Annotated in this window: 7 protein-coding genes and 1 pseudogene; 2 read left to right on the plus strand and 6 right to left on the minus strand. The window is 39.4% G+C overall.

From position 1 onward, the window contains the following. Nucleotides 1-71 precede the first annotated feature (71 nt). Nucleotides 72-1,162, plus strand: a protein-coding gene (locus MKL35_RS18370) for an IS4 family transposase (RefSeq protein ID WP_208728222.1) whose coding sequence is annotated in 2 segments (ribosomal slippage) — nucleotides 72-612 and nucleotides 612-1,162 — 1,092 coding nt in all. Because the reading frame shifts where the segments join, the coding sequence is not laid out codon by codon here. Between the two features lie 19 nt (nucleotides 1,163-1,181). Here MKL35_RS18370 and MKL35_RS18375 read toward each other — a convergent pair. From MKL35_RS18375 to MKL35_RS18400, 6 genes and pseudogenes are all read right to left on the minus strand, one after another. Continuing rightward, nucleotides 1,182-1,838, minus strand: a pseudogene (locus tag MKL35_RS18375) (oxidoreductase); the annotation flags it as partial. A gap of 185 nt (nucleotides 1,839-2,023) precedes the next feature. Next, complete coding sequence (locus MKL35_RS18380) at nucleotides 2,024-3,613, minus strand: ABC transporter ATP-binding protein (RefSeq protein WP_032011441.1); 1,590 nt, start codon at nucleotides 3,611-3,613, stop codon at nucleotides 2,024-2,026. After that, complete coding sequence (locus tag MKL35_RS18385; protein WP_032011440.1) at nucleotides 3,591-4,601, minus strand: ABC transporter permease; 1,011 nt, start codon at nucleotides 4,599-4,601, stop codon at nucleotides 3,591-3,593. The genes MKL35_RS18380 and MKL35_RS18385 overlap by 23 nt, the downstream gene beginning before the upstream one ends. Next, nucleotides 4,601-5,653 carry an ABC transporter permease subunit gene (locus MKL35_RS18390; RefSeq protein WP_032011439.1) on the minus strand — a complete coding sequence of 351 codons (1,053 nt, stop codon included), beginning with the start codon at nucleotides 5,651-5,653 and terminating at the stop codon, nucleotides 4,601-4,603. Before MKL35_RS18390 ends, MKL35_RS18385 begins: the two co-directional genes overlap by 1 nt. Before the next feature lie 29 nt (nucleotides 5,654-5,682). Continuing rightward, nucleotides 5,683-7,518, minus strand: coding sequence for an extracellular solute-binding protein (locus MKL35_RS18395; RefSeq protein ID WP_032011437.1), 1,836 nt, complete (start codon nucleotides 7,516-7,518; stop codon nucleotides 5,683-5,685). A 15-nt stretch (nucleotides 7,519-7,533) separates the two neighbouring features. Continuing rightward, complete coding sequence (locus MKL35_RS18400) at nucleotides 7,534-10,758, minus strand: lytic transglycosylase (protein WP_032011436.1); 3,225 nt, start codon at nucleotides 10,756-10,758, stop codon at nucleotides 7,534-7,536. Between the two features lie 232 nt (nucleotides 10,759-10,990). On the opposite strand from MKL35_RS18400, the gene dnaQ reads away from it, so the two are divergent. Beyond that, nucleotides 10,991-12,370, plus strand: a complete 1,380-nt coding sequence (dnaQ, locus tag MKL35_RS18405; protein WP_032011434.1) for a DNA polymerase III subunit epsilon — start codon at nucleotides 10,991-10,993, stop codon at nucleotides 12,368-12,370. The last annotated feature ends 27 nt before the right edge of the window (nucleotides 12,371-12,397 follow it).

Below are 12,397 nucleotides of genomic sequence, written 5' to 3' on the forward strand. Positions count from 1 at the left end.
CTTTGTACACGACAAAAAAAGACAACTCATTGAAATAATGGCATAATACTTGTTTTCTGACGATGAATATGATGACACATTTCAATGAGTTACATCTCATCTTAAACAAATATCTAAAGTGGAACAAGTCACGTGTAAAATGTTTTACACTGATTATGCTTGCATTAATTGTAAAACAGACATGTAATCTTTCTTCTGCATCTAAAGCCTTACCCATCAAGTGCTTACCACAATCATTTTATCGACGTATACAACGCTTCTTTGCAGATCAGTATTTCGATTATCGTCAAATTTCTCAGTTAATTTTCAATATATTTTCATTCGATAAAGTCCAATTAACTTTGGATAGAACCAATTGGAAATGGGGAAAACGAGATATCAATATCTTGATGTTAGCCATCGTCTATCGTGGAATAGCGATACCTATTGTTTGGACATTGCTCAATAAACGTGGAAATTCAGATACAAAAGAGCGTATTGCTTTGATTCAACGCTTTATCTCCATTTTTGGTAAAGATCGTATTGTGAATGTGTTTGCAGACAGAGAATTTATCGGTGAGAAATGGTTTATATGGTTAATTGAAAATGACATTAACTTCTGTATACGTGTTAAAAAAACTTTATTGTGACCAATCACTTAGCCAAGAGTCATAAAATTAGTGATTTATTTCGTCATCTTCAAGTTGGTCAAACTGAATGTCGTAAACGACGTATTTGGGTTGGTCGAGTGAAACTGTATATTAGTGCGTTACGATTAGAAGATGGAGAACTTTTACTTGTTGTTTCTCCTATGTTTAATGCTTCTGCTATTGGTGATTATGCATTACGCTGGGAAATCGAAACCTTATTTAGTTGTCTCAAAGGACGTGGATTCAATCTTGAAAATACTCGTTTAACAGACCCTAGACGAGTCAAGAAATTGATAGCAGTGCTAGCGATCGGTTTCTGTTGGTGCTATTTAACAGGTGAATGGCAACATGATCGAAAAAAAGCGATAAAAATAAAGAAGCATGGACGACTTTCAGTAAGTTTATTTCGCTACGGTTTGGACTATGTTCAAATGGCTATTCTACGTTTGATTGGTTTTGGAAAAAAAGAAGAATTTAAGAAAGTGCTCGCAATTTTAAGAAAGAAAAAGCCTGATAGGACAAGGGCTCTATGAAATTTGTCGTGTACAGAGCTGAAATAATAAAATTCTCTGAGGTTGCTTCACGTACAGCCTTATAAACTTCTAGTAAAAAGCGAGTACGGTTTTCAACTGAGCCACCCCATTGGTCTGTACGCTTATTGGTTAATGGTGATAAAAACTGGCTAATTAAATATCCATGTGCACCATGTAACTGCACCCCTTCAAAACCTGCTTTCTCACAAATGCGGGCAGCTGTTGCAAAGCGTTTAATAATATCTAGAATTTCTTCATGTGTAAGCGCACGTGGCGTACCAAACATAGTCGCTAAAGCTGGGCTAAAAGGAACTGCCGAAGGTGCAACTGTTTCTTTATTTAAGCCTTTAGGGCACTGACGGCCTGGATGAGACAATTGAATGAGCTGTACCATTCCATATTGTTTACCAACCGCTGCCCATTCTTTTAAACGCTCTAGGTCACGCTCGGTTTCAATCACCACCACGCCTGGTTCGTTTTTGGCCTCTACATTGACCATAACATTTCCAGTAATCGCACAGCCCAAACCACCTTTGGCCCATGCACCATACAAACCTAAATGTAAGTCATTTGGCTGCCCCTCATAGTTTGCGAGTGCCTCACTCATTGCACCTTTAATAATTCGGTTTTTAAATGTGGTATTTCGAATTGTGATTGGTTGTGCAATCTGGCTCATGGTTAACCTCTTTTAATATTTTAGAGCAATTACTCTAATTTAGATGAGTTATAGGTCATGTCAAGGGGGTAATCGATAACTGACAATATCACATGTCAAATTTAAAAAACATAAAAAAATGCAACTTTTTGCATTAAAAACAAAAATATTATTTATTTTTATAAAACAATATCTTACAAAAATATTTAAAGGCTTGCTGTAATTAATTGCTTGGTATATTCAGTTTTTGGGGTGTTAAATAACTGTTCAGTTAGCTGATATTCAACAACTTTTGCATGTCGTAATACCATCACTTTATGACACAGTGCTTTGACCACATTTAAATCATGACTAATAAAAATATAGCTTAGGTGCTCTGTTTGTTGTAAACGTCGCAATAATTGAATCATGGCTTTTTGAGTCGTTCGATCTAAGGCGGACGTTGGCTCATCTAAAATTAAAAGTTTAGGTTGAACCACTAAAGCTCGTGCTAGAGCAACGCGTTGACGTTGTCCACCCGAAAGCTCGTGCGGATAGCGGTGTTGAAAGTCTTCAGCCAACTCAACTTTTACTAAAGCAGATTTAACTTGCTGTTTGATCTCGTGATCAGCTACAGCTTTCACTTTTAAGCCTTCAGCAATAATCTGCCCTACCGTCATACGCGGGTTTAAACTACCAAATGGGTCTTGGAAAACAATTTGTAAGTCTGACCTAATCTTACGCAAAGCTTTTTGTTCTAAGTGGTTTATGTCTTGCCCTAAAAAGATAATTTGCCCCTCACTTTTAATTAATCGAACCAGAGCCAAAGCCAATGAGGTTTTACCCGAACCACTCTCCCCCACAACGCCTAATGCTTCGCCTTGGGCAAGCTCAAAGCTTACATTTTCAATAGCAGTGGTATAACCCTGAATACGGTTAAAAAAACCATGTCGTATTGGATATTTAACATTGAGTTGTTGAACAGATAAAATGTTATGACTGATTGAAGGCTGCTCAGCAAAACCAAGATCATGATCTAATAATTGCTGGGTATAAGTTGAAGTTGGTTGTTCAAAAATCTGTTGAAGCTGACCTTGCTCTACAACTTGTCCTTCGTGTAATACAATCAGCTCATTGGCATAACGGCGTACCAAATTTAAATCATGGCTAATCAAAATTAGCGCCATGCCATATTTACTTTGCAAAGACCTCAGTAACTCTAAAATTTGCGTTTGTAAAATCACATCAAGCGCGGTAGTTGGTTCATCTGCAATTAAAATTTTAGGTTGAAGCGCTAGCGCAGCCGCAATCATTATCCGCTGTTTTTGTCCACCCGAAAGCTCATGCGAATAGCGTTTTAAAATATGCTTTGGATTAGTAATTCCTACGTCTTTTAATAATTGAATTACCTGCTGCTGAGCTTTTGCTTTTGTCCAACCTTGGAAAATGAAATGTTCACCGACAATTTTTTCAACACGATGCAATGGGTTTAAAGCCGTAGAAGGCTCCTGAAAAATCATGGCAATTTGGCGGCCACGTATATGTGTTTTTGTCTTTTCATCTGTTTCTAAAATATTTTTTGAATCAATAATAATACGACCAGATGTTTTTAATTTTTCTGGTAATAATCCCATCATTGCCAAACAGCTTATTGTCTTACCTGAACCACTTTCCCCTACAATTGCAAGCGTATCTCCAGCTTGCAAATTTAAATTGAGGCCCTCCAATAAAGGCTGATCTTGTGTAGAGATTGAAAGGTTTTCTATATTTAGCAATGTAGCATCTACATTTAAGTTATTTTCTTGGGTCAAATGCATCGCGTGCCGCCTCCCCAATATAAATTAATAATGACAACACAAAAGCCAAGCTAAAAAAGCCCGATAAAGCCAACCACGGTGCATCTAAGTTATTTTTACCTTGCAACAACAACTCACCTAAAGAGGCAGCATCTGGCGGTAAACCATAGCCCAAGAAATCGAGTGCGGTTAAAGCAATAATATTAGTAGTCAAAATAAAAGGTAATTGCGACAGGCTAGAACTTATGGCATTTGGCAAAATGTGCTTAAAGATAATTGCTCTATCAGTTACCCCTAATGCCTGAGCCGCACGCACATAGTCAAGTTGACGCGCTTTTAAAAATTCGGCACGGACAATTCCTACCAGTACAGTCCAGCTAAAGAACAGCATAATAAAAAATAGCCAATATACATTTGGGGTAAACATGCTGACCAAAATCATGACCATAAAGAGCATGGGTAAACCATTCCAGACTTCTACCAGTCGTTGCCCCAACAAATCAACCCAGCCACCATAGTAACCTTGTATAGCACCCACAAAAATACCAAGTAGTGCTGCACAAGCTGTTAAAGCCAAGCCGAAAAGTAATGAGACTCTAAGCCCATAGAGAATACGTGCAAGCACGTCTCGCCCTTGGTCATCTGTCCCTAACCAGTTCTGCTTAGAAGGTGGCGATGGCACAGGTACAGCCAAGTCTAAATTAGGAGTCTGGTAAGAAAATCTTATGAGGGGCCAAATTGCCCATCCATTATGATTGATAAGCTCTTGTACAGCGGGGTCTTTATAATCTGCTTCTGTTTCAAACACGCCACCAAAAGTAGTTTCGGGATATGATTTAAATACAGGCAAATAATAAGCGTCCTCATATTTCACCAACAATGGTTTATCGTTAGCAATGAGCTCAGCAGCTAAGGACATCGCCAAAATGAGGCTAAACAAAACAAAGCTTGCCCAACCTAATTTATGTTGCCTAAACTTTTGCAGCCGTGACTGCACAATTAAAGACATTATTTGCCTCCTTGTGCGTCAAAGTGAATACGCGGATCAATCCATTGATACAGCACATCGCAAATAAGTCGTAAAAGTAGACTAAACAGCGTAAAGAAAAACAATACGCCGAAAATAACCGGATAGTCTCGTTGAACAATCGCTTCAAAGCCCAACAACCCCACACCATCTAGGTGAAAAATAATTTCAATAAAAAGGTTTCCGACAAAGAAAATACCAGCTAAAGCCTCCGGCAATCCGGCGAGTACCACTAAAATGGCATTGCGAAATACATGTTTATATAAAACTTGCTGGCTATTTAGACCTTTTGCGTAAGCTCCCAAAACATAAGGTTTATTAAGTTCTTCTAAAAATGAATACTTAGTTAAATAAGTTAGGCTCGCAAAACCACCTAAGACCATCGTAATAAGTGGCAAAGTCATATGCCATAAATAGTCCGTAATTTTTCCAAAAAAACTCAATTGATGAAAGTTATCTGATACCAGGCTTTGCAATGGAAACCAGTGAAAATATGACCCACCCGCAAAAAAAACAATAAGCAGTATGCCAAAGACAAAGCTGGGTACCGCATAACCCACCACGAGTAATAAAGAAGTGGAACGATCAAACCAAGAACCTTGTTGTTTCGCTTTTTTAATTCCAAGTGGAATTGAAATAAGATAAATCAGCAAAGTGCTCCATAGCCCAATCGAGATCGACACAGGCATTTTTTCCCAAAGCAACTCAACTACTGGTTTATCTTTAAAAAAGCTTTGTCCAAAGTCTAAAGTCAAATAGCCCTTTAACATCAGTAAAAAACGTTCTACTGGAGGATGGTCAAAACCGTATTGTGCTTTAATTTGCTCTACCATTTCGGGGCTTAATCCTTTAGCACCCTGATAGTACATTTCAGTACCTAATATCCGCCCTACTCCTACGCCACTTTCTACCTCATGGATTGCTTGTTCTACAGGTCCACCCGGTGCAATTTGCACGACCACAAAGTTGATCAATAAAATAATGAACAACGTTGGAATCATTAAAAGAAGTCGCTTAAGAATATATGAACCCATATAACAGGATTTCCTTTAGATACGTGCTTTTATTGTTGATGTAAATATTGGGCAACTTTCTTAGCTTGGTTTGCATTACTCCACCAATACTCTATACCAGCCGAGAGTACGGGTTTCACTTTAGGTTGCTGATACATATTCCAATACGCATACCAATAATCCCCTTTCCCATAAGTCGGGATCTGGTAATATCCTGCGCGAAGCAATCGGTCAAGAACATGAGTATAAGTGATTTGCTGATCACGGTCTTTGGCAGTCACCAGTTTTGAAATGACTTCATCAATAACCGGATTACGAATACCAGCGTAGTTATAGTTGCCATCTTGAACTGCTGCGGCACTTCCCCAGAACTGAGCCTGTTCATTGCCCGGATTTAAAGATTGCGGCAAATTCATCGTAGTCATGTCAAAGTCATAACGGCGTGTACGCTCTAAATATTGCGGCGCATCAACCTGCCGTAAATTAATATTAATTCCTAATTTTTTTAAATTTCTTACAAATGGCATCAGTGTTCTTTGTTTGCCATCTTGCTGAATGAGGAACTCAATTTTTACAGGCTGGCCTTCAGGAGTATATAACTGCCCTTCTTTGATTTTATAGCCTGCTTGAATGAGTAATTGTCCTGCGATTAATAAGTTTTGACGGTTAAAACCACTGGCATCCGAGACCGGATATTTCCAGTCTGTCAAAACAGCTTTTTGCATGACTGGAGAAAGCTTTGGCAAAAGAGGCTTTAATATAGTGAGCTCACTCTTTGAAGGACGACCTGTTGCTGCCAACTCACTATTTTCAAAATAACTTTGTAGTCTTTGATATTGTCCATAAAACAAAGCTTTATTTTGCCATTCAAAGTCATAGGCATAGGTTAAGGCTTGTCTAAAGCGAATATCGTTTAAAGGTTTTCGTCGTGTGTTAAACACATAACTTTCAGTTGCAATCGGATTATGGTGTCTAAATTTATATAGAGTGACTAAACCTGCTTTTACCGCTGGAAACTTGTAGTCAGTGACCCATTTTTTAGGGTTAGTTTCTTCATGCAAGGTATATTGCCCAGATTTAAAACCTTCGAATGCAATATCCCAATTTCGGTAATAAACATATTTTAAATGGTCGAAGTTATAGCGCCCTTTATTAATAGGCAAATCTTTTGCCCAATAATTTGGGTTTCGTTTATAGCTAATACTACGTCCGGCATCAATCTTCTCAACCACATACGGCCCTGAACCTATAATCGGTTGCAAAGTAATACGAGTAAAGTCACGGCTCTGCCAGTCTGCTTTTGAGTAAATCGGTAAGCTCGCCACAACAAATGGCATTTTTGGATTATGGCTAGACTTAAAAGTGAATTTAACTTGATGAGGATTTATAACTTCTGTTTTTGCCAAGTCTGCAAGATACATTTGTAGGCCAAAATTAGATTTGGTTTGATAGGTATCAAAGCTAAATTTCACATCCGTTGCTGTTAAAGGCTGTCCATTACTAAAGCGTGCTTTTGGATTTAAATAGAAGGTAATCGATCGTGTTCTTTCTGGATCATAGGAAACTCTCTCGGCTAAAAGTGGGTATAAAACTCCAACTTCATCGAGTGACTGAGTCATTAAAGTATCAAAAAGATAATTTACTCCTTCTGTCGCGTTCCCCTTACCGTTCATGCTGTTTAAATTATCAAAAGTCCCTTGCGCAGCCCGACTCAATACTCCACCTTTTGGTGCATTCGGATTGGCATAAGGCATTGCAGCCATTGTTAAATATTTAGGCTTAGAATGAATTGCGATATAAGGCGTGATTTGCTGTGCAGAGAATACAACTTGTGAAAAGACACTGAGCCCGACTAGCAGGCTCAGTTGAGGATATAACTTTTGCATAAAGTTCTAATTATTCTATAAATTAGGCACTTTAATAATATCGCCAATACGTAATTGAGTCGACGGTGTTAAGTTATTGAGTTCCGCCAGTAAAGTAGTTTCTAGACCATATTTACTTGCAAGACCAATTAAAGTATCACCACGTTTAACTTTGTATTCCACTACAGTTTTTGGAATTACAATATTTTGTCCGCGCTGTAAGTTTGCATTTGCTTTTAATGCATTCATTTCAGCAAGTTCACGAACTGAAATACCTGCACGGCTTGCAATCGTATGTAACGACTCGCCAGCTTTAACCGTATACTTTTCAGTATTTTTTCCTGGTGCAACAGGTTTAGCTGCTGATTTCGCCGTATCAACTTTTGCTGTTTCTACTGGTGGTACATCACCTGTTAATTTTAAACGTTGACCAACACGAACATTACTATTACGAGATAAACCATTCAATGAGGCAAGATAATCTAACTGCAAATGATAGCGGTTGGCGATATTTCCTAAGCTATCACCAGATTTGACCGTATAAGTCTCTGGCGTTTCTTCTTTGGTATTTTTAGTCGTAGCCTTGCTCGGCGTTTCAACCTCACCTGTCAATTTTAAACGCTGACCAGCACGAACACCTGCTGTGCGAGACAAACCATTTAAATCAGCTAAATAACTGGTTTGTAAGTTATATTTAGCCGCAATCGCATGCAAGCTATCGCCAGATTGAACAACATAGTGATCTGGAACACTTACACCAGCAGGTACTTTTAAGTTTTGACCAAGCTGTACATGGCTATTGGCTTTTAAGTTATTCAGTTCAGCAAGTTCAGCTAGGCTAATTTTAGACTTGGTCGCGATACTTGATAATGTATCACCACGCTGCACTTTATAGCTTTCAGTCTTATACGACGGTCCTGCTGCAAGTTTTTCATATTTACCAGAAGCTTTGTTATCATCAACTTCATCGACAGTAACTTCTTTTGCAGGTACATTGATTTTCTGACCAACCATTAAGTTACTACCAGCCGACAATCCTGGTGTTAGCTCTGCTAATTCTTGGTTAGATAATGCGTAACGATCTGCAATTAACTTCAAATATTCGCCGCGTTTAACTGTATAGCTTTTTGTTGCAATACGACGTGTACTTGCCTGAACTGCTTTAGGTTGTTCTGCTTTAGCAGAAGTACGGTTGCCTTTAGGCTCTTTTAAATGCAGCTTTTGGCCAACAAATAGACCATCGCTTACCGATAAATCGTTGTATTCAGCAAGCTGTTTCACAGACAAATTAAATTGATTTGCCACGCCTGTTAAACTGTCATTTGCTTGAACAACATATACATCAGGTTTAGCTGCTGCTTTTGCAGTAGATTCAACCTCTTGCGGTTTAGCATCATACAAATACAGGCTAGTTCCTACAAATAATGTCTTTTCAGGATCAATCTGGTTCCACTTAGCGACATCGCGCCAGTTCACACCATTTTTCATTGCAATAATTGCTAATGTATCACCCGGTTGTACGGTATAGGTACTACGCTTACCTTTAGGCTGTACAACAACAACATCAGTATCCGTTTTAATGTAAGGCTTATCTTTATTACGCTGACCATCTTCAGAGTTCGCAACACTTGCATCTTCAGCTAAAGTTTTCGGGTAAGCAAAGCCTTTACTTAATTCTTTACCTTGCTGTTCAGCAACTGACAAACTCGTTTGAATCGCAGTTAGCTTAATTTTACCGTCATAAGGATCAACAATTTCGGTACCTTGCGGTGCAATTGCTTTTAGCTCGGCAACCACTTGGTCTTTTTCAGCTTGTGTAGCTTGCGGCTGTAAAGCTTGCTCAACTGTTTCTTTCTCACCTTCAGCACGAACTGCCGCTAAAATTTTCTCACGCTCAACTGCTGAAATTGGCGGTTCTGTTCTTACAGGTTTTACATTGGTCGCAGGTGTGACTGCAACTGGAATACGCGGTGCACTCGGTACATCAGCTGAGGCAGCAAAAGCCGCTAAAGCATCAGATCCACGAGGTGTAGAAGTTTTTACCGTTACAGAGCTACTGGTTGTTTTGCTAGGTGTGGTTGGTCTTACAGGCTGAACCTGCGTCGCCGGTGTAGTTTTAACAGTAACTGAAGTTGAGGTAGTTGTAGTTGGTTTAGATGGAGATGTGACATTTGCCCACCAACCTGAACTGCTACCGCCAGCTTTCATGGCTTTTAATTTGTTATCAACTGACGGGCTTACATCAGCTGGAATTAAAATACGCATTGGGCTTGCAGGGTCTACTGTTTCACCACGATAGCCTGGGTTTAATGCATATAGCTCAGCACGGCTAAGACCAGTTACTGATGCAATTTCATTTAAAGACAATGGTGCAGATAACGTGACTTCACGGAAATGGGGTCTGTTTGCAATCGGCGGTAATGAAACCCCATAAGCGCGCGGATTTTTAATAATTTGAGCAACCGCCAAGAAACGTGGAACATAGTTCATGGTTTCTTGTGGAAGTTTTAGTGACCAGTAGTCCGTTGGTAGACCTGCAGCCTGATTTCGGTTAATCGCTTGTTGAATACGTCCCGGACCAGCGTTATAAGCTGCTAAAGCCAACTCCCATGAACCAAACTGGTTATATAAGCTTCCTAAAAACTCATACGCAGCACGTGTAGATTCAACAACATCACGACGACCATCGTACATACCCGTTTGTTGTAAACCATAAATACGACCAGTACTTGGAATAAACTGCCATAAGCCTGCTGCTGCTGCACTACTTGTTGCAGCAGGGTCATATGAACTTTCAATCACGGGTAATAATGCAAGTTCGGTTGGAAGACCACGGCGTTCTGCTTCTTTAACAGTATGATATAAATAACGACTTGCGCGAGCACTTAAGCGGTCAAGGTAGGGCTGACGTGAGATAAACCAACTACGCTGCGCTTCAATGCGTGGATCCCAATGATTGAGGTCCATTTTGAAGCCTACAGCCATACGCTTCCAGACGTCACCGTGTTTTAAAATAAGTAAACGGTCGCCTTCTACAGCACGCATATCCGTTGCTGAAAGTAAATCTTCTAACGAGTCCAGACTGCTTGCATCAAGATAGCCTGCTCCACTGACCTGTTTTGTTTTCGAGGTTTTTGCAGATTGCGGAGTCGAAGAACAGCCTGTTGTAATACCCAACGCAGCTAAAGCAGAGCTAAGTACTGTAATTTTGAATAATGATGCTGCAGATGGCTGCCACACAAATGTGGTTGGTTTATACATAAAAACTTCCAAACAACTCGCGTAATATTTCTTGGGGTCTACCCACAAACCCTAGGTCTTCGATGCCATTGTAGTAAAGCATGCAAGATAGACAAGGCAATAATTTAATGTCATTTGCATGGAAATGTTACAAGAAATTAAAAAAAGCTTGCTTTGTAACGATGGAACCGAACTTTTTGCGTATACAATACACCATATTCAGTTCTTTTTCTTTCAGTTTAGGTTTCGATTTATGTCTCAAACAATCACACTGTATGTTGATGGTGCATGTCGTGGCAATCCCGGTTTAGGTGGTTGGGGTGCATATGTCATTACCGAACAGGGTGAACATAAATTATTTGGCGGCGAACCCGACACAACCAATAACCGTATGGAACTTACTGCGGCTATTGAAGGAATTTCTTTTTGCCCTCCTGATGCACAATTAATTGTCTGGACAGACTCGAATTATGTAAAACAAGGCATTACAGAATGGATTCATGGCTGGAAAAAGAAAAATTGGAAAGATGTTAAAAATCCTGACCTATGGCAAAAACTTGATGCTGTTTGCGCAGGTAGAAATATTGAGTGGAATTGGATTAAAGGCCATGCAGGACATCCTGGCAATGAAATGGCAGACCAACTTGCAAATTTAGGTGCAGATAAAACAGCTCAAGAACTCAAGCAACCACAATCTGTCGCTGCACCGCAAGATATAAAAAAGCCTGAACAGGACTGGTTGCTAGATGACCCTTTCGGGTTTGATCTGGTTGAAACAAGCGAAGATGAAGATATGGCTCTTGAACCATCACAAGAAGTTGAGATGAATACTTTAGACGAAGAAGTAAATGAGATCGAAGCTGTAGAGCAAGAAACAAAGCAACAAAGTAGCAATATTCATCCTCAAATTGTTGTTACCGAAGCAAAGCTTAAATTACAAGGCCCTCGTCAGCTCATTCTCGATACTGAAACGACTGGTTTCTATTTCCAAGATGGCGACCGTATTATTGAAGTCGGCGCAATCGAAATGATTAACCGTAAGCTTACAGGCAGTTCGATTCATATTTATATTAACCCTGAAAAACCAGTGGGTGAGTCAGAAAACATTCACGGTATCAGTGATGACTTCTTAAAAGATAAACCTGTCTATGCGGACATTGCAAATACTTTATTTGAGTATCTAAAAGGCGCAGAAATTATCGCTCATAACGCAACCTTCGATATGAACTTCCTCGATATGGAGTTTAGACGTGTTGGGTTACCTGCTCTTTCAGAAGTTTGTGAAGTTACCGATACCTTAGCTTTAGCCAAAAATAAGCATCCTGGACAGAAAAACTCACTTGATGCCTTAGTTAGACGTTATGAAATTCCAGCGCGTGATCGTACCTTCCATGGTGCGTTACTCGATGCTGAAATTCTTTCTGATGTTTACTTGGCAATGACTGGTGGTCAAGTTTCCTTTGATATGGATGCGCTCTCTCAAAGTGAAAGTGATCAACAAAAAACAACCAAAGCTAGAATTCAAATTGATTTACCCGTTATTTACCCTTCAGATGAAGAGTTGAATATACATGAGACTTGGGTCAAAGAATTTGAGAAAAAACATGGAGAACCTTGCCTTTTTGCAAAATAAATTTTTGATTCTCTAATGTTTTTTTAG

Source organism: Acinetobacter sp. AOR41_HL, from assembly GCF_027854645.1.
Lineage (GTDB): Bacteria > Pseudomonadota > Gammaproteobacteria > Pseudomonadales > Moraxellaceae > Acinetobacter > Acinetobacter nosocomialis.